16 protein-coding genes and 8 tRNA genes are annotated in these 17675 nt (G+C 51.7%); 4 read left to right on the top strand and 20 right to left on the bottom strand.

Features of this window, described 5'->3' with window-relative positions; translation table 11 throughout:
- Positions 1–3: 3 nt before the first annotated feature.
- The 7 genes from WMO41_RS04560 to WMO41_RS04530 form a co-directional block, all read right to left on the bottom strand.
- Positions 4–1647 carry an ABC transporter substrate-binding protein gene (locus tag WMO41_RS04560; RefSeq protein WP_349228741.1) on the bottom strand — a complete coding sequence of 548 codons (1644 nt, stop codon included), beginning with the start codon at positions 1645–1647 and terminating at the stop codon, positions 4–6.
- A gap of 76 nt (positions 1648–1723) precedes the next feature.
- Positions 1724–2689, bottom strand: a complete 966-nt coding sequence (locus tag WMO41_RS04555) for an ABC transporter ATP-binding protein (protein ID WP_349228740.1) — start codon at positions 2687–2689, stop codon at positions 1724–1726.
- Positions 2679–3689 (bottom strand): ABC transporter ATP-binding protein, encoded by a 1011-nt coding sequence (locus tag WMO41_RS04550; RefSeq protein WP_349228739.1) that lies wholly within the window; start codon positions 3687–3689, stop codon positions 2679–2681. The genes WMO41_RS04555 and WMO41_RS04550 overlap by 11 nt, the downstream gene beginning before the upstream one ends.
- Before the next feature lie 467 nt (positions 3690–4156).
- Positions 4157–5614, bottom strand: a complete 1458-nt coding sequence (locus WMO41_RS04545; protein WP_349228738.1) for a 4Fe-4S dicluster domain-containing protein — start codon at positions 5612–5614, stop codon at positions 4157–4159.
- Positions 5615–5740: 126 nt separating this feature from the next.
- Entirely contained in the window at positions 5741–6922 is a 1182-nt protein-coding gene (locus tag WMO41_RS04540) for a SpoIIE family protein phosphatase (protein WP_349228737.1), read from the bottom strand.
- Between the two features lies 1 nt (position 6923).
- The gene (locus WMO41_RS04535) at positions 6924–8657 is read right to left on the bottom strand and encodes a [Fe-Fe] hydrogenase large subunit C-terminal domain-containing protein (protein WP_349228736.1); all 1734 of its coding nucleotides are present in this window, start codon (positions 8655–8657) and stop codon (positions 6924–6926) included.
- 2 nt (positions 8658–8659) lie between these two features.
- Positions 8660–8899: an NAD(P)H-dependent oxidoreductase subunit E gene (locus WMO41_RS04530; RefSeq protein WP_118533836.1), complete on the bottom strand. Its 240-nt coding sequence runs from the start codon at positions 8897–8899 to the stop codon at positions 8660–8662.
- Between the two features lie 269 nt (positions 8900–9168).
- On the opposite strand from WMO41_RS04530, the gene WMO41_RS04525 reads away from it, so the two are divergent.
- Positions 9169–9242 (top strand) — tRNA-Pro (locus WMO41_RS04525).
- A 4-nt stretch (positions 9243–9246) separates the two neighbouring features.
- A tRNA-Glu gene (locus WMO41_RS04520) sits at positions 9247–9318 on the top strand.
- 129 nt (positions 9319–9447) lie between these two features.
- On the opposite strand, the gene WMO41_RS04515 is transcribed toward WMO41_RS04520, so the two are convergent.
- A tRNA-Gln gene (locus tag WMO41_RS04515) sits at positions 9448–9519 on the bottom strand.
- A 189-nt stretch (positions 9520–9708) separates the two neighbouring features.
- Between WMO41_RS04515 and trpS the strand changes: the two genes are divergently transcribed.
- A complete protein-coding gene (trpS, locus tag WMO41_RS04510) occupies positions 9709–10770 on the top strand; it encodes a tryptophan--tRNA ligase (protein WP_349228735.1) in 1062 nt (353 codons plus the stop codon).
- A gap of 68 nt (positions 10771–10838) precedes the next feature.
- On the opposite strand, the gene WMO41_RS04505 is transcribed toward trpS, so the two are convergent.
- The 12 genes from WMO41_RS04505 to WMO41_RS04450 all read right to left on the bottom strand — a co-directional run bounded on the left by WMO41_RS04505 (position 10839) and on the right by WMO41_RS04450 (position 17192).
- Positions 10839–10919, bottom strand: a tRNA-Leu gene (locus tag WMO41_RS04505).
- 98 nt (positions 10920–11017) lie between these two features.
- Positions 11018–11091, bottom strand: a tRNA-His gene (locus WMO41_RS04500).
- A gap of 36 nt (positions 11092–11127) precedes the next feature.
- A tRNA-Arg gene (locus WMO41_RS04495) sits at positions 11128–11201 on the bottom strand.
- 26 nt (positions 11202–11227) lie between these two features.
- Positions 11228–11298, bottom strand: a tRNA-Gly gene (locus WMO41_RS04490).
- A 13-nt stretch (positions 11299–11311) separates the two neighbouring features.
- Positions 11312–11386: transfer RNA gene (locus WMO41_RS04485), tRNA-Pro, on the bottom strand.
- Positions 11387–11563: 177 nt separating this feature from the next.
- Positions 11564–12055: a metallophosphoesterase family protein gene (locus tag WMO41_RS04480; protein WP_349228734.1), complete on the bottom strand. Its 492-nt coding sequence runs from the start codon at positions 12053–12055 to the stop codon at positions 11564–11566.
- On the bottom strand, positions 12052–12666 hold the full coding sequence (gene rdgB, locus WMO41_RS04475; protein ID WP_177292766.1) for an RdgB/HAM1 family non-canonical purine NTP pyrophosphatase: 615 nt from the start codon (positions 12664–12666) through the stop codon (positions 12052–12054). The genes WMO41_RS04480 and rdgB overlap by 4 nt, the downstream gene beginning before the upstream one ends.
- A gap of 79 nt (positions 12667–12745) precedes the next feature.
- Positions 12746–14176, bottom strand: a complete 1431-nt coding sequence (locus WMO41_RS04470) for a lectin like domain-containing protein (RefSeq protein ID WP_349228733.1) — start codon at positions 14174–14176, stop codon at positions 12746–12748.
- 40 nt (positions 14177–14216) lie between these two features.
- Complete coding sequence (locus WMO41_RS04465; protein ID WP_349228732.1) at positions 14217–15404, bottom strand: THUMP domain-containing class I SAM-dependent RNA methyltransferase; 1188 nt, start codon at positions 15402–15404, stop codon at positions 14217–14219.
- A 13-nt stretch (positions 15405–15417) separates the two neighbouring features.
- A complete protein-coding gene (gene yfcE, locus WMO41_RS04460; protein ID WP_349228731.1) occupies positions 15418–15963 on the bottom strand; it encodes a phosphodiesterase in 546 nt (181 codons plus the stop codon).
- Between the two features lie 45 nt (positions 15964–16008).
- The gene (locus tag WMO41_RS04455) at positions 16009–16344 is read right to left on the bottom strand and encodes a rhodanese-like domain-containing protein (protein ID WP_349228730.1); all 336 of its coding nucleotides are present in this window, start codon (positions 16342–16344) and stop codon (positions 16009–16011) included.
- A gap of 263 nt (positions 16345–16607) precedes the next feature.
- A complete protein-coding gene (locus WMO41_RS04450; RefSeq protein WP_349228729.1) occupies positions 16608–17192 on the bottom strand; it encodes a TetR/AcrR family transcriptional regulator in 585 nt (194 codons plus the stop codon).
- 300 nt (positions 17193–17492) lie between these two features.
- Here WMO41_RS04450 and WMO41_RS04445 point away from each other — a divergent pair, with 300 nt between their 5' ends.
- Positions 17493–17624 carry a hypothetical protein gene (locus WMO41_RS04445; RefSeq protein WP_349228728.1) on the top strand — a complete coding sequence of 44 codons (132 nt, stop codon included), beginning with the start codon at positions 17493–17495 and terminating at the stop codon, positions 17622–17624.
- The last annotated feature ends 51 nt before the right edge of the window (positions 17625–17675 follow it).

Below are 17675 nucleotides of genomic sequence, written 5' to 3'. Positions count from 1 at the left end.
TTGTTATTTTACATTGATTTCAGTCAGGTCGATGGTGTAGGCATCGAAGATGTCCACGCCTGCCAGACGACTGCTGTGCGCGATGTGCGCCGGAGCCTGTGCAATGACGATGAACGGGCCATCCTCATACATCTCGTCCTGGATCTTTCCAAGTACGTCTGCACGCTCGGTATCGTCGGTTGCTGCCATTGCGTCCTCATAGAGGGCTGCCAGATCCTGATTCATGTCTGCGGTCCAGCCTGCGCGCTTTCCGACTACGCCGCCCGGTAAGAACTCAAGCTGTACGTTCGGATCGCTGTAGTCTACGCCCCAGTACATCACAGTGAAGCCCAGGGTGCCGTTGCGGTACTCATCGCCGTAGCCTGCTGCCCATGCCTCGGTCTTAATGTTCACGTTGATGCCGATCTGGGATAAGTCATCTTTTACTTTCTGAGCCAGGTCAGTTAAGAGGATACCCTCCATATCCAGGTCAGAAACGGTCATATCCACGTCAAATCCATCCGGGTAGCCTGCATCTGCCAGAAGCTGTTTTGCCTCGTCTAAGTTGGTGTAGTCGTCCGGGCGCTCGCCCTTGCTTCCCATAAAGCCATCCTGAATGATGGAGTAAGGAGTCAGGGTTCCCTCTCCGCAGATCATGCGGATGCCGGAGTAATCCAGTGCCTTGCGGATTGCTTTCTGTACATCCGGGTTGGAAACCGGGCCGCCGTACTGCTCATCCATGTTCATCATCACGAAACCGATCATCTTGGTGGTTCCGCCCACGATCTCCACGTTGTCTGCGGATTTCAGCTCATCCATGGTGTCATCGGTCAGGTTCAGTGCCACATCAATATCGCCGGTGGACAGGGTCATCATTTGGGTGTTCGCATCCGGCTGGATCTTTAAGATGTATTTGTCTACGTTGGTTGCCTCACCCCAGTAGTTCGGGTTCTTCTCCAGAACCACTTCCTCATCCGGAGTGTAGCTGGTCAGCACATACATGCCGCTTCCTGCGCTTGCGCTGTCGAGGAAGCTCTGAGCGGCATCGGTGGAAGAAGCATCCTCCGCGTCGGTTCCGCCGTTCTCTTTTACGACTGCGCTGTCAAGAACAGCCATGGAGCTGTAGGTCAGCTTGGAAAGAATTGCGCTGTCCGGCTGATTTAAGTGGAATACCACGGTCTTGTCATCCGGAGTCTCAATGCTCTCGATGGTATCGCAGATAAAGGACGGGTTGCCCTTTAAGTTCTTGGTACGGTTGATGCTGAATGCCACATCCGCGGAAGTAATATCATTGCCGCTGGCAAATTTCAGGCCATCTTTTAAGGTAACGGTTAAGGTCAGGCCATCCTCGGAAAACTCATAGGAGTCAGCAAGGCACGGCTGCGGGGTTCCGTTGTTCTCATAAAATTTAAAGAGGTTCTCATAGCAGGCATTGACAATGAGCTGCGGGTACTTCTCGTACACATAACCCGGATCCAGGGTGGAGAATCCAGAACCCATGGCAATGATGACGGTGCTTCCATTTCCATCGGTGCTGCTTCCGGTCTCAGCGCTTCCGCTGGTTCCTGCTGCTGTGGTGCCATCTGCACTCTGTCCGCCGCCGCATGCCATAAGACCTGCTGCTACAGCCATGGAGAGGGCGAGGACTGCGATTTTTTTCTTTTTCATAATGTTTTCCTCCTCTTTAATGCATTTCTATCTGAACGGTCCTTCCAGAAAAGACCAGCTCATTCATTATTCATATTCAGTCATATAACAGGCAGGCCACATAATGTCCCGGCTCTACCTCTTTTAACTCCGGCACTTCCTTTGCGCACCGGTCGCACGCTTTCGGGCAGCGGATGTGGAACCGGCAGCCGGAAGGCGGATTGGACGGGCTTGGAACCTCGCCGGTCAGGTGAATGCGCTCCTGGCGGTCCACCGCGTCAACCTGCGGGATTGCGGAGAGCAGTGCCTCCGTGTACGGATGGTACCGCTTCGCGTACAGCTGGTCGTAGGCGGCGATCTCAACCATCTTGCCAAGATACATCACGCCAACGCGGTCGCTGACCTGATACACAACATTTAAGTTGTGCGAGATAAAGAAATACGTCAGTCCAAGACGCTCCTTTAACTCCTGCAGCAGGTTTAACACCTGCGCCTGCACCGATACATCCAGCGCGGAAACCGCCTCATCGCAGATGATGAGTTCCGGTTCCAGTGCCAGCGCGCGGGCAATGCCGATACGCTGTTTCTGTCCGCCGGAAAGCTCATGCGGATAACGGCTCAGATGGTAGGTGTCCAGTCCGACCAGATGCAAAAGCTCCTCAATGCGGGCATCCACATCCATCTTCCCGGTCATATGATGAATCTCGAACGGCTCCATCATGATCTGGCGCACCGTGCGCCTCGGGTTTAAGCAGGCGGACGGATCCTGGAAAATAATCTGGGCTTTCTTTCGCATCTGCTTTAAGGCGCTGGCCTTTAAACCGGAAATATCTTCCCCGTCCAGGTAAATATGGCCATCCGTTGCCGGGATCAGTTTGATGAGAGTGCGGCCCAGCGTGCTCTTTCCGCAGCCAGACTCACCAACCACGCCAAATGTCTCGCCCTTCATAATGTCGAAAGACACATCATCGACCGCCCGGACTGCTCCGGATTTTTTATCTTTTCCTTTAAAATATACCTTTACATGATCGGCATGGACCAGCACGTTCTTGTTAGTTTCCATTGCCGTCACCTCCTGTTGTCTCATTTGGATCGCAGAGCCAGCAGCGTACCTGCCGTGAGTCGCTCACCTCAAATACCGGCGGCTCCTGCTTTTTGCACTGCTCAGTTGCCTTCGGGCATCTCGGCCAGAAACGGCAGCCCTCAATGCGCTCCGTCGGGTTCGGTACCATGCCCTCAATCGTGGAGAGCGGCGCGCGCTCTTTGGTAATGCGCGGGATCGCATTTAAAAGTCCCTGCGTATACGGATGAAGCGGAGATTCAAAAATCTCCTGTGCCGGTGCTTTCTCCACCATACGGCCGTTGTACATAACCATAACGGTGTCGCACAGCTCGCTCACCACACCAAGATCATGGGTGATAAAAACGACCGATGTGTTCATGGTCTGGTTTAAGTCACGAATCAGGTCCAGGATCTGTGCCTGGATCGTCACATCCAGCGCCGTGGTCGGCTCATCCGCAATGAGGATCTGCGGCTGGCAGGCAAGCGCCATCGCAATCATGACACGCTGGCGCATACCGCCCGACATCTGGTGCGGATACTCGTAAGCACGCATGGACGGATTTGCAATGCCGACCGCCTCCATCATGCGGATGGCTTCCTCCATGGCCTCTTTCTTCTTCATGCCGCGGTGCAGCTTCAGCGATTCCGCGATCTGCTTGCCGCAGCGGATAATCGGGTTCAAGGAAGTCATTGGTTCCTGGAAGATCATGGAAATCTCGTTGCCGCGGATTTTCTGCATCTCGCGCTCTGAAAGCTGTGCCAGGTCTTTTCCGTTATAAAGGATCTGACCCCCAGTCACTTTTCCCGGAGGATTCGGAATGAGCTGCATCATAGCCAGGGAAGAAACGCTCTTTCCGCTTCCGCTCTCGCCCACAATGCCAAGCTTTTCCCCTTTGCGGAGGCTGTAGCTTAAATGATCCACCGCCCGCACGGTTCCCGCCATGGTCTTAAATTCCACACAAAGATCTTTGATTTCCAGTAATTTTTCCGCTTGATTCATATATACTCTCTCGTTTCTGTCGGTTTAAAGCGTCAAAGCGCCAATGCAAAAAAAATAAGGCGCGACGTACTGTTACAATATGAAAGTGAGAATACCATATTTTAGGGAAAAATTCAAGTATTACGGCGGGATCTTTTGCGGAACTAAACACCAAAAACGGAGTTGGCCTACTCTACCAGCTCCGCAATCACTAACCACCAGCCCTGCTGGTGGTTTGATGTTGGCTCTACGGAGCCAATGTTGCTTTTCCGCCTAAAGGCGGCCTAGCAAACCATTAATATGTTACTGGTGGCCGCTTGAAAGCGTGATTATGGCTACATATCTTTTACGTTTTTGGCAAGCCAATACATGCCAGCAGCTATTGCTTTTTTTGCAGCGGAGTCAATAAAGCAGGGCGTGCGGAAAATTGAATTCTGGAATTTTCCACACGCCCGGACTCTTGATTAGTTTTGCTTCAATATTGCTTTTTAGTGTCTGTGCATTGCCACCTGATCTACGCCCAGGTTCTTTAAGTTTGCATGCACTTCGCGGTCATCTGCCTGGCCGATCAGCAGATCTCTTGCCTTCTTGGCCTCCAGCTCGGTCTTGTGCTTGCTCGGGCCGCCTACACAGCCGCCTGCGCAGACCATACCCTCTACAAAGTCTGCCGGAAGCTTGCCAACCTTCATGAGCAGCAGTGCTTTCTTACACTCAGCAGCGCCGTTGCACTTCATGACATTCGGAGCGATATCCTCGTTCATCTCCTTGAAGCACTCTACCACGGCTGCGGTTACACCACCGGAGTTACCGAAGCGCTTACCAAATACGGAACCTTCCTGATAGGTGTTCTCCTCCGGCTCCAGCTCTACATCCTTCGCACGCATCATGGCACGGATCTCACCGAAGGTCATCGCATAGTCGGCGTTGTCCTTGATATTTAAGTCCAGAGTCTCACTCTTTTTTGCGATACACGGTCCGATAAATACAGTAATGGTCTCCGGGTCTTTTTCTTTGAGCATTCTGGAGACTGCGCACATCGGGGAAACGGTGGTGGACATGTTATCCAGAAGCTGCGGGAAGTGCTGCTTGATCATGTTTACGAATGCCGGACAGCAGGAGGTGGTCATCTTCTTGCCCTCTTTGTAAGCCTCTGCCCACTCAGCAGCCTCTGCTGCTGCAGTCATATCTCCGCCTAACGCAACCTCTACCATGTCTGCGAAGCCAACCTTCTTTAACGCCGTCTTCCAGCTTGCCATGGTGATATCCGGTCCGAACTGGCCCTCGGTTGCCGGCGCCACCATTGCTACGACCTTCTTGCCTGCGTTGATCATGTTGATGACATCTACCATGAAGGTCTTGGAGCCGACTGCTCCGAACGGACAGCTGTGGATGCAGGCGCCGCACTGGATGCACTTGTTCTCATCGATCTCGCATACGCCGTACTCATCATATGTAATAGCGTCTACCGGACATGCCTTCTTACACGGACGCTCCAGATGCGCGATGGCGTTGTACGGGCAGGCATTTGCGCACTTGCCGCACTCTTTACACTTGTTCGGATCAATGTGGGCACGGGTGTCTCCCATGCTGATAGCACCGAAATTACAGGAGTTCTGGCAGGCTTTACCCATACATTTTCTGCAGTTATCGGTTACGGTGTAGGATGCGATCGGACACTCCTCGCAGGCTGCGCCGATGACCTGAACCACGTTTCTTGAATCCTTGCCGCTGGTCGGGCATTTGCCCTCTGCCAGGCGGACACGCTGACGGATGATCTCGCGCTCTTTATAGATACAGCAGCGGAACTGCGCCTGCGGTCCCGGGATGATGGTGTACGGAACCTGGTTCTTATGCTCCTCATCCAGCTCACCAGCCCATGCCAGCTTTGCTACCTCGTACAGTACGTCGTGTTTGATGCGTAAGATTGTTGCGTCATTTGTTACCATGATTTTCCTCCTCATTTCCGGAGACCCACTCCGCAAAGATTCCTGATGGAAGCCGCGCATTGCGCAGACCGCATCAGAACGGATCTCCTGCTCAACTCTTATTTTCTTTGTATTTGTATAAAAAAACTAATAATAGGTTACGGTTACCTGTTTTCCCATCTCTTCCACCACAGTCTTTAACTGCTCCACCAGATTCTGGCGGATGCCAAGATCAAAGGGCAGGCCCGGGTTCTGATAAGCACTGTTGATGGCTTTTCCTACATATAAGTGCAGCTCGGTGCAATCCTCGATCAGCATCTTGGCTACCATGGAAGCGCCGTTTGGCTTATCCAGTTCCAGGAAGAAATTCTCCGAAACGGTCTCATTCTTCATATAGCGCCGCAGAAGCTGTACCACACGGTTTAAGGTCAGCACACCTTCTGTTACAAGCTCAATGCCATCCATATAGGCAATGGGCGGGATATCCGGATCCACATAATTCATGGACACGTCCAGCTTCTTCTTTAGGACTCTGGACACGATGGTGGCGCTGGTTCCGCCGCAGACGATCCGCTTAGTGGAATCGTCCCCCGACATAAAGCTTCGTACCATCTCCTCATCCATGGAAGGATCCTGGGCCGGGCCGGTCATCAGGTGTACCGGCTTCGCGTTGATGATGCGCATGCAGGCCACCGTGGTATCATCCCCGGGGCGGTACTGGTAAAGCTCGTCACAGGCCTGGCAGATGGATGCCGCAAGGCGCATGGCCGATATAGTCAGGGCATACTGCTTCACTGCATATTTGGCGATGTCTTCCCAGAGCCAGCCGAAATTCAGAAGCTGCCCTACGCCAGCATGGACGGTTCCATCGCTCATCAGGATCAGCGCATCACCCCGCTGGACCTTAAAACGGTACTCATTGATCTTTTTCCCCTGCACTTCCCGGATGTTCTGGGGGATCGGCACAAGCTGGCCGTTCCGGATAAAAATGCAGCTGGGATTGTCAAATTCCACCAGATAGGCATCTCCGCTGTGAAACACCTGAAGGATACTGAAGGTGGAGTAGGCTACCTGCCGCACCTTGCAGATGGGCAGCGTCTCCACAATGGTCTCCACACATTCTTCCAGCGTAGCGCCGTTTAAAAACATGGTTCCCAGGATCTTGGAGGTCAGGGTGGCAAGGATGTTGGCCTTTACGCCGCTTCCCATGCCATCTGCCAGGATCATGATGTTGGAATCTTCAGTTTTCAGCAGCTCCACCTTGTCTCCGCAGAGAACCTCGGTAAATTTATTCAGGCTCTTATAAGCAACATCTACGGTAATTGCCATACTACTTACCTCCGTTGTCGCTTCCGTCCTCCAGAAGGGATCTGCAAAGCTTCGTCAGCGTCGTCTTGGTCTCTGCCGTTGTCTCGCCGAGAAGGCCCGCGATCTCCTGGGCTACCATCATCTGCTTGTGGATGACCTTCTGCGCCAGGTCGATGGTGTCTAACTTGCGCTCATACTCCAGGCGTGCCTGCTCCTCTTCCTTTGTAATATCAATGAAGGTGGCCAGCACCACATTCTGCTCCGGTATGTATACAATATTCTGTAAGGTGTCCAGCTTGAACTCCGGATAATGGACCTTTTTGCCGTGAATGTTCTGGTGTGTATCAAATACCCACTGGAAATCCGCCGGATCAATGAATTCGTACAGATACATCTGCAGCGCCTCCGCCCGGGTCTTGCCGAAATACTTCTCACCCACCGCGGAATACTCCAGAAGCTTCATATCCTGATCCACGATCATGACCACATTCGGCGATGTCTCCATAACCAGGTTCGCGAAGGACTTGGATTTCTCGTACATGAACGGAATGCACATATCAAGCTCGGCCTTTTTCTGATACACCGCAATGGCTTTCTCGCGGCAGGTCGGATAACCGCAGGCGCCGCAGTTTAATTCATCGTCCGGGCGCATCTTTCCGGTCTTTGCAAGAATCTGGCGGATCTCCTCCTCAGAGGGAACCGGATCATGCGGGGTACGGTCGAAAAATACCTTATTCAGCGATACCGCCTCAAGCACCGGAGCTGTCTCTTCCTCCGGCACCGGATCGTGGCTGATCCGTTCTTCCATATCCAGCTTCACCTTAAACCGGGAAATGGAACGGTCATTAACAGTTGGCCCCTTAATGCAGCCGCCGGAGCACATGTTCATCTCAATGAAGCAGCCCGTGATCTCGCCGCGTACCATGCTCTGGCACAGATCAATGCAGTTGCTCTCACCATGTACATAAAACTTCCGGTAATTATCCTGTCCGGACTGTGTAGCCACCACCGAATTGATCACGCCGCTGGTCACCGGATAGAGGCGGTTTACCCGCGGGTTCATCCGCTCAAACGGGGTATCCTCGCAATCCTCGATGACGATATCCTCTTCATTCAGCCAGCGGTTGATGTCATTGAAGTTTAACACCGCGTCGATGCAGTCCGCATGGCGCGGATCCAGTGCCTCCTGCTTTTTCGCAATGCAGGGGCCAAGGAAAACGACTTTGGTGTCCGCTCCCATCTGCTGTTTGATCATCCGTCCGTGGGCGATCATCGGAGAAACCACCGGAGCCAGATACGGAATCAGCTGCGGGTAATATTTCTCAATCAGCGCGTTCACACTGGGACAGCAGGTGCTGATGATATTTTTCATGGCTCCTTCCGAAAGAAGCTTCGCGTACTCCGCAGTTACCAGAGCGGCTCCCTCCGCAGTTTCCCGTACATCGGCAAACCCTAAGCGCATCAGCGCACAGCGTACCTGCCCGATGGTGTGGTATTTTAAGAGTCCCATATAAGACGGCGCAATGGAAACCACAACCTTCTCTCCGGCCTCAACCATGCCTTTTACCAGGCTCAGGTCACTGACCAGCGTTTTGGCCGACTGGGGGCAGATCTGCAGGCAGCGCCCGCAGAGAATACAGTTCTCCGGCATGATCTCCGCACGCCCGTCTTTTACCATGATGGCCTTGACTTCGCAGTTACGCACACATTTGTAACAATGACGGCATTTCGTTGCTTTAAAGTCAATAATTGCCATACTTACAGTCTCCCTAAAATTTCCTTTGCAAAGAAGTCATCGGTAGTTTCCGGCTTCAAGGAGAACAGCTCTCCGTCTACCGTCACGCAGACACCGTTGACACAGTTTCCGGTACAGAACGCTCCGTTTAAATCTACCTTATCAGAAACTCCGTGTTCCTTTACCAGCTCCTGCAGGCGCTGGATGATTTCTCTTGATCCTTTTAAATGACATGCACTTCCGATACAGATCGTAACTCTCATAACCCAATCCTCCAAAATTTAACTGTTGTTGACAGATAATGACCCAAATGCGCACAGTGCGCATACTATAGATTCATTTTCTCATATTGACACATTTTTATCAATAAGCAAATTGCATAAAACGGCGCAAAACCTTGTTTTTTCTTGTATACACGGCATTCTTCCACCGGTTCTCCATCGCAGAATCCGACCGCAAAAAACTTTTTTCAATTTTTTCAAAAAAGTGCTTGCATTATTTCCCGAATGATGCTATATTATTGGAGTCGCTTCGAGGCGTGGCTCAGTTTGGTAGAGCGCTGCGTTCGGGACGCAGAGGTCGCAAGTTCGAATCTTGTCGCCTCGATTCTGGCCTCATGGTCAAGCGGTTAAGACGACGCCCTCTCACGGCGTAAACTCGGGTTCGATTCCCGATGAGGTCATAGAATCAAGAATCAAAGCGAAGAAACACCAGAGCGTTTGCTCTGGTGTTTTTTGTTATACAGACACAGATCTATTGAAAAAGAGCACGACATCCTTCATAACGAAAAATGTCCTGCTCTTTTTTTCAGCTGGGCCAGCGGGATTCGAACCCTCGAGTGCAGCAGTCAAAGTGCTGTGCCTTACCGCTTGGCGATGGCCCAATGGTTTATAGAAATATAAACGCCTGTCTATTATATCTGATTCCCGCCAAAAAAGCAATAGCTTTGCTTTCCAAATCAGCAAAATCCCCAGCCCGAAACCTTCGATTTGGTTGACGCGTCCCATCGAAGATATTATAATAGAAGAATCAGCGGCAGCGCCGCACAAAGAACAAAGGAGTCCTATCATATATGAAACAGATTATTCTGACCGGCGACCGTCCTACCGGCCGTCTTCATGTTGGCCACTATGTTGGCTCATTAAAAGAGCGTGTCAGACTGCAGAATTCCGGCAAATACGATGAGATCTACATCATGATCGCCGATGCGCAGGCTTTAACTGACAACGCAGAACACCCGGAAAAGGTACGCGACAACATCATCCAGGTTGCTCTGGATTACCTTTCCTGCGGCCTCGACCCGGAGAAGTCCACTATCTTCATCCAGTCCATGGTTCCGGAGCTGACTGAGCTCAGCTTCTACTATATGAATCTGGTTACCGTTTCCCGCCTTCAGAGAAACCCAACCGTAAAATCTGAGATCCAGATGCGCAACTTTGAGGCAAGCATTCCTGTTGGCTTCTTCTGCTACCCGATCAGCCAGGCAGCCGACATCACTGCATTCAAGGCTACCACCGTTCCGGTTGGTGAGGACCAGATGCCGATGATCGAGCAGTGCCGCGAGATCGTACACAAATTCAATTCCGTATACGGTGAGACCCTGGTTGAGCCGCAGATCCTCCTCCCGCAGAACCAGGCATGCTTAAGACTGCCGGGTATCGACGGCAAGGCAAAAATGAGTAAATCTCTGGGGAACTGCATCTACTTATCCGATGAGCCAGAGGATATCCGCAAGAAGATCATGTCCATGTTCACCGATCCGAACCACCTTCGTGTGGAAGATCCGGGTAAGGTTGAGGGCAACCCGGTATTTATCTACCTCGATGCTTTCAGCCGTCCGGAGCACTTCGCAGAGTTCCTGCCGGATTACAACAACCTGGACGAGTTAAAAGACCACTACCGCCGCGGCGGCCTGGGCGATGTCAAAGTCAAGAAGTTCTTAAACAACGTCATCCAGTCCGAGCTGGCACCAATCCGCGAGCGCAGAAAAGAATGGGAACAGCGTCTTCCGGATGTTTACGATATCCTTGAAGAGGGCAGCAAGCGTGCAAAGGAAACTGCAGCAAAGACCCTGGCAGATGTACGTCATTCCATGAAGATCGACTACTTCGACAATGGTACCTTAACCAAATAAAAACGGCATTCATACAATGGCCGTCAGCACAAAAAACCCCGGTGAAACCAATCACCGGGGTTTTTCAGTGCGGGCAACAGGACTTGAACCTGCACATCAGAGATACCAGAACCTAAATCTGGCGCGTCTGCCAATTCCGCCATGCCCGCGGATACGAATTTTTCATTCAGCGTCAGCTGACGCCGTATGTGAATATACAGATTGTAAAAAATCCCTACGCATATCTGCATAAGGATCCAACAATCAGGGTGGATAGAGGGATTCGAACCCTCGGCCTCCAGAGCCACAATCTGGCGCGCTAACCAGCTGCGCTATACCCACCATTATGAAATTTCTCTTTCACTTTTGTGAAAGAAACGAGCCTGAAGGGATTCGAACCCCCGACCCACGGCTTAGAAGGCCGTTGCTCTATCCAGCTGAGCTACAGACTCACTTTTGAAAAGATGAACTTTTCAAGAGCGGGTGATGGGAATCGAACCCACGTATCCAGCTTGGAAGGCTGGTGTTCTACCATTGAACTACACCCGCATATTCAATTAAATCGGGGTGACAGGATTCGAACCTGCGACCCCCTGGTCCCAAACCAGGTGCTCTAGCCAAGCTGAGCCACACCCCGGATCACTGAAAACCTGTATGTTCATCAGCTCTCACAGAGCATTACTGAACAACGCGAGAGTAATTATATAATACAGGTCTTCATTTGTCAACAGTTTTTGCAAACTTTTTTTGCAACTTTTTCATACTGTTTTTCGGACCGGTTCCGGCGGCGCAGAGCGCCTCTTTTCAGACCGGCTTAATCGCCTAAAAACATCATGTGATATTTCGTGGTTCCATCCTCCTCCAGATCCATGATCATGTAGGATGGCATTCTGCCCTCCTGGCGCGGATAAGAAAGACTGCCCGGATTTAAGAGGGTAATGCCCTCCCGCTCCTCCAGATATGGACGGTGGGTGTGGCCAAACATGGCAATATCGCATCCGCGGTCCTTTGCTTCCTCCCACAGGCGGTCCACATCCAGAGATACGTTATAGTAATGGCCGTGAGTCAGAAAAGCGCGGTGAGGCCCCAGATCCAGCTCGATTTCCCGGTCCAGGGAGGAAAAGAAATCATTGTTGCCCTGGACCATGACCAGCTCGCAGTCTTCGTTGATCCAGTCCGCAATCACGTTTTCGCTTCCTTCTGCGTCTCCCAGGTGGATCAGCATATCAAGCGGCTTCTCCTTCTCAATCACATCGTACAGGTTTCCGTCTTTTCTGTGGGTATCACTCACGATCAGTATCTTCATCGGGATTCCTCCTCAAAGTAATGCTCTAATTCCTTCTTCATGGCCTCCAGCGCCTTTCCGCGGTGGCTGATCGCATTCTTCTGCTCCATGGTAATTTCCGCGGAAGTCATGCCAAACTCCGGGAGATACAGGATCGGGTCGTAGCCAAAACCGCCGCATCCAGCCGGTTCCATGGCAATCTGCCCCTCCATGGCTGCCTCCGTGTGAAGCACACGTCCATCCGGAAGCACTGCCGCAATGTTGCAGACAAAGCGGGCACTGCGCTCCTCTCCTTTTGCGTCTGCCAGACGGTCAATGATATTCCGGTTCTTGATCTCGTAGGATGTATCCTCCCCCATGTAACGGGCCGAATAAATGCCCGGCTCACCGCCGATGTAATCCACCACCAGGCCGGAATCATCGGCCAGCACGATATCACCAGTGCAGTTCCAGACTGCCCGGGCCTTGATCTCCGCGTTCTCCGCAAAGGAAGTGCCGTTTTCCACGATTTCCGGGTCTGCTCCGGCTTCCTTCATGGATACCACCTCACAGCCCAGATCTGCCATGATCAGGCGGATCTCCTTCATTTTTCCGGCATTGCCGGTTGCAAATACGATTCTGTGTTTTTTCATATTCTCTCCTCCGGCATGCCTGGATGCCGTCCTTTGTTTTCCTGCATATAGGAAAGGCCCATGCCTTCCCCTCCTCTTTTTACCTCATAACCGTGTACGCCTTCAGGCAGAGGTTGCACTCCTGCTCTGTCTCTGCCCGCTCCCAGACATCCCCGTCCGCGCTTAAATAGCCTTCGCCGTCCGTGATATCCACCAGGCAGCGTCCGTCCCCGGAATCGTACTCAATCGCCATAGGATGAACCGCCCCCGGCGTGCGAAGCTCCAAAATTATGGCAAAGCGCTCCCCCGCCTGTACGGTTACCGGTTCCGGAAAGGGGATCGTGTAATATCCCGCATACGAAAGCTTCCCGGATACCATTTGGGACTTCCTGCGCTTTAAGCGGAGCCAGTCTGCATCCGTCGGATTCTGAGGCACGTCCGTGACCACGCTGATCTCATATTCTGTATCTGCGTCCACTGCGTAGAATCCAGCCGCCTGAATCTGCTGTGCGCCCTCAGAAGCCGTATAAACATTGGCCCCCCATACATTCTCACTGCCGTAACCGATCTGTCCCAGCCAGCCACACAGGTCGCTCTGGTAGATCTGCTCGTAATTGTCCGCCGGCTCCACACCGGAATAAACCAGATTGGTACTGCCAAGATTGGTATCGTAATAGGAAACATAGAAAAATCCGGCCTTTCCGAACTCCGTTCCCCAGCTGTTCTCACAAAGAAAAGCCCCGTTATCCGGTGGAAGTTCTGAAAAGTTTTCCGCCGGATAATCATCATCCCAGCCCACAATAACCACATCGTGGTTGGGCGGGAGCGTCCCGGAATAGTAATAGGCACCGTTTTCTTCCTTATAGTAGCGGCTGTCCTGCTGCCCCTGCAGGGTCGTATAAAGCGCGCTCTGCACCCCGCCCGTGCGGTAAACTGCTGTTTTGATGGCATCCCGGTCATACTCCGGTAAAATCTGGATTTCCTGCACATGTTTTACCGCGGTCAGTCCCTCCGGTGAGATCCCATCCCCATAAGGATCCTCCTCTTCCAGAACCGGTCCCCGCCAGGAAAGCAGATACGCCATGGACATGATGTAGTCACCGCCGCTCTTCTGATCCAACAGAAAATTCGGGTCATGGGACATGTGGTCCTCGGAAAAATCATAAGATTCCTCCGGAAGAAGACTGCTTTCCAGCGCCAGAAGCGAAGCAAAGGCCCAGCAGGTGCCAAGATCCCCCTGATTCTTTACCGGTGCCGTACGACCATCCGTCCGGGCGTCATAACGGGAGGGAAGCTCTGATCCGCCCGCCGGAATTTCCACAGCAGACGGCTCCGTTTCCTTAGCAGAAACCGTGCTTTCCGTTTCCCGGGAGATTTCCGGCTCCAGACGTGACGTTTCCTTTTCCCGGGACTGTTTTGACTCCAGATGTCCTTCCGGCCCCGGAGCAGCCACCGCCGAACATCCGCCTGTAAAGAGTACCGACACCACCAGGGCAAGCAGCATGCCTCTCCATGAAAACTTCCTGTTCAATTCAGACTCTCCCTGCCAGTTCGTTTTGTTCCATGAGGATTTACTGCTCACGATCCTGATTTTTCGGCGCGGCCTCCGGTTTTCTTCTCGGCGGCTTCGGCCCCAGGAACTGATAGAAATAGGTCTTCATCATTCCGTTGTAGATTTTACGGTTTTTGTCCGCCTTGCGGCCCATATACTTCTCGACATCTTCATAGGAAGTAATGATGAACGCGGACCAGCTGTCCAGCGCCTTAAAGCGGTCACCGATCTGGGTGTACAGTGCCGGAAGATTCTTTTTATCCTCAATACGCTCGCCGTATGGCGGGTTGGTGATCAGGAAACCATATTTTTTCGGATGGCTCAGCTCCGCCACCGGCCGCTGCTGGAAATGGATCATATGGGCCACACCGGCCAGCTCTGCATTGGCTCTGGCTGCCTTGATGACCTCCGGATCCAGATCGTAGCCCTGAATGTCCACGCTGACGGTATCATCCACCATCTCGTGGGCCTCATCCATGGCCTCATACCAGCACTTGCGCGGAATGATCTGTTTCCAGTTTTCTGACAGGAAGGAGCGGTTCATGCCCGGCGCCATATTGGCTGCCATCATAGCTGCCTCAATCGGGAAGGTTCCGCTTCCGCAGAACGGATCCACCAGAATGCGGTCCTTGTTCCACGGAGTCAGCATGATGAGGGCTGCCGCCAGAGTCTCCTCAATGGGTGCCTTGCTGGTCATCTTGCGGTAGCCGCGCTTGTGAAGGGACTCACCGGTGGTATCCAGCGCAACGGTAACGATATCCTTATACAGCGATACGCGCACCGGGTAGTCCGCACCGGTCTCCGGGATCACAGACACCCCATAGCCCTGCTTCATGCGGTCTACCATAGCCTTTTTCATGATGGACTGGATATCGGACGGACTGAAGAGCTTACTCTTGATGGAATTGGCCTTCTTGACCCAGAAACGGCCGTCCTGCGGGATGTACTCCTCCCACGGCAGTGACTTGGTTCCCTGAAACAGCTCCTCGAAGGTTGTTGCCTTAAAGCTTCCTACCTTTAACAGAATGCGCTCTGTCGTTCTCAGAAAAATATTCGCGCGGCAGATGGCCTCCGCGTCCCCAAGAAAGGTTACTTTTCCATCTTCCACCTGGGAAATCTCGTATCCAAGATCCAGAATTTCTTTTTTCAGGACTGCCTCCAGGCCAAAATGACAGGGTGCAATCAGTTCATATACTTTTGTCGCCATACCGTTCCTTTCCTTAACCTAATTTCGCCTCTTTGACCACATTGCCGTCGAAGTCGAAGATCTTAAAATCCTGCTCGTCCAGGATTGCGTACGTTGCCGGATTGCCGCCCTTCGGAATGGAGGTGGAACCCGGATTTAAGATGTAATGTCCGTTCACTTTTTCTGCCTTCAGCAGATGTGTGTGGCCATGCACCAGAATATCTCCTGCCTTTAACGGCGGCATCTGGTCCTGATTGAACAGATGGCCATGGGTTGCGAAGAAGGTCAGGCCGTTCAGCACCAGAATGGCATAATCCGCCATAACCGGGAACTCCAGAACCATCTGGTCTACCTCAGCCTCGCAGTTTCCGCGCACGGCAATGATCTCGTTTTTGTACTCATTTAACATGGCAATGACCTGCTTCGGCGCATACTCCTGCGGAAGGTCATTGCGCGGTCCGTGATACAAAAGATCACCAAGCAAAATCAGGCGTTCAGCGCCGGACTGGCGGTAAGCCTCCAGCATTTTCCGGCAGTAGTGGGCGGAACCGTGAATATCTGATGCAAACATGTATTTCATAGTGTTTTTTCCTCATCTTTCCTTGACATTAATATCATTATTTTATTACCCGCCCATAAAGTTGTCAACGGATTCATACCACTCCAGATACTTTCCGCGGTAATTCTGGATTCCGCCGTACACATCTGCCGTTTCATATCCCAGGGATGCCAGCCACCGCGCCGCCCGCATGCTGTTGGGGCCATGGTAACAGTACAACACGATCAGGCGGTCCCGGGGCAGCTCTCCGATCCGACTTCGCAGTTCCCCCGTCGGAATGTTCACGGCTCCCCGGATATGCGCCCTGCGGTAGGAGCGGGCATCCCGCATATCCACCAGAAACAAATCTGTCTCCTGATCCAGATATTCATCCAGCTGTGCCCCACTGATCAGATCCCACATAAGCATCCGCCTGTCCATCTTTCCTTACTATATCTTATGCAGACAGACACCAAATGGACAATCCGCGGTAACTGTTCAGTAGGTCTACGCATTCACTGCGCTGACCGTATGAAAACCTGGGCTTGCAGGCAAAAATCCCATTGCCGAAGGCAATTTTCAATGGATTTTTGCCCGTAACTGTGAGGGTACTGAACAGTTACAATCCGCGAAAAAAGCAGGGGGAAGCCCCCAAAAAACAGGACTTCCCTCTGCTTTTATAAATTTTACTGAAAGGACTTCAGCGCATAACCGATCAGACGATCCAGTCTTTCTGCCAGCGGAAACACGGTTTCCGGCGCACACAGACACCACTCATACAGGACACCGCGAAACACCACAAACAGATAATCATTGATTTCTTTTACCGAAACATCACCACGGAATTCCCCCGCATCCACTGCCTTTCGAATCAGTCCCTGCATGCCAGCATACAGACTGTCCTTATCACTGCTGTGCTTACGCATCTGAAACACCCGGTAACAGGTAAATTCCCGGCCATCTTCCAGAATCGATCCGGCCAGATTCTCCGCAAAAAACTTCTGAATCCTGTCGCAGTAACCGCCCGGCTCCTGCGCCCACTCATGCAAAAGTTTTCCCATGTCTTCATCATGATTGCGGTAGACTTTATCCAGAATATCATCCTTACCCGTGAAATAATGATAAAAGGTTCCCGTGGTGACTCCGGCTTCCGCCGCGATTTCCCGAACGCCAACATCTGCAATTGCCTTTTCAGCAAACAGTGATTCCGCTGCTGCCAGAAGCGCCTCTCTGGAACGCCAGGCTTTTTCCTGCTGCCTGATTCTGCTCATATCTGTCTCTCCCTGCCGTACAAAATAACTACAATCATTATAGCTTATTTTCCGCGTTTTGGGAAGAAACTCATCACGCGATGATGGTAAAGCCGGATAAGGTTACCATACCGGCAAACAATGCTCATGTGCGGTAAAGTAATAAAAAGATTTAGGTAGCCGCCTTAACTATTCCTAAATAAGATAATATGCACAGTATTTTCTCGTAAATAGAAAATAAATTATTGCATTTTACCAATTATTATGTTAAAATGACAATGTAACAAAGAGCTATGTATTTTTAAGGAAAGGGAGGAACTTATGAATTTAAGAAAATCTATTTTAGCACTTTCAGTAGTAGCTGGAATTGTAGCTGCTCCAATGACTGTATTTGCCGCTCATACTCATAGTTGGGGTTCTCCCCAGTACTATGGAAATGCCTGGTATATATGATGACTGGGATAAATGTGCGACACGTCATGTATATAATTACAAACAATGTTT

Source organism: Ventrimonas faecis (genome assembly GCF_040096075.1).
In the GTDB taxonomy this organism is placed as follows: Bacteria; Bacillota; Clostridia; order Lachnospirales; family Lachnospiraceae; genus Brotaphodocola; species Brotaphodocola faecis.
This window is presented reverse-complemented; position numbering and strand designations above follow the sequence as displayed.

Bases quoted from the DNA above. Each gene is read 5' to 3' on its own strand.
- WMO41_RS04560 (WP_349228741.1), bottom strand. From the start codon at position 1,647: ATGAAAAAGAAAAAAATCGCAGTCCTCGCCCTCTCCATGGCTGTAGCA.
- WMO41_RS04555 (WP_349228740.1), bottom strand. From the start codon at position 2,689: ATGGAAACTAACAAGAACGTGCTGGTCCATGCCGATCATGTAAAGGTA.
- WMO41_RS04550 (WP_349228739.1), bottom strand. From the start codon at position 3,689: ATGAATCAAGCGGAAAAATTACTGGAAATCAAAGATCTTTGTGTGGAA.
- WMO41_RS04545 (WP_349228738.1), bottom strand. From the start codon at position 5,614: ATGGTAACAAATGACGCAACAATCTTACGCATCAAACACGACGTACTG.
- WMO41_RS04540 (WP_349228737.1), bottom strand. From the start codon at position 6,922: ATGGCAATTACCGTAGATGTTGCTTATAAGAGCCTGAATAAATTTACC.
- WMO41_RS04535 (WP_349228736.1), bottom strand. From the start codon at position 8,657: ATGGCAATTATTGACTTTAAAGCAACGAAATGCCGTCATTGTTACAAA.
- WMO41_RS04530 (WP_118533836.1), bottom strand. From the start codon at position 8,899: ATGAGAGTTACGATCTGTATCGGAAGTGCATGTCATTTAAAAGGATCA.
- trpS (WP_349228735.1), top strand. From the start codon at position 9,709: ATGAAACAGATTATTCTGACCGGCGACCGTCCTACCGGCCGTCTTCAT.
- WMO41_RS04480 (WP_349228734.1), bottom strand. From the start codon at position 12,055: ATGAAGATACTGATCGTGAGTGATACCCACAGAAAAGACGGAAACCTG.
- rdgB (WP_177292766.1), bottom strand. From the start codon at position 12,666: ATGAAAAAACACAGAATCGTATTTGCAACCGGCAATGCCGGAAAAATG.
- WMO41_RS04465 (WP_349228732.1), bottom strand. From the start codon at position 15,404: ATGGCGACAAAAGTATATGAACTGATTGCACCCTGTCATTTTGGCCTG.
- yfcE (WP_349228731.1), bottom strand. From the start codon at position 15,963: ATGAAATACATGTTTGCATCAGATATTCACGGTTCCGCCCACTACTGC.
- WMO41_RS04455 (WP_349228730.1), bottom strand. From the start codon at position 16,344: ATGTGGGATCTGATCAGTGGGGCACAGCTGGATGAATATCTGGATCAG.
- WMO41_RS04450 (WP_349228729.1), bottom strand. From the start codon at position 17,192: ATGAGCAGAATCAGGCAGCAGGAAAAAGCCTGGCGTTCCAGAGAGGCG.
- WMO41_RS04445 (WP_349228728.1), top strand. From the start codon at position 17,493: ATGAATTTAAGAAAATCTATTTTAGCACTTTCAGTAGTAGCTGGAATT.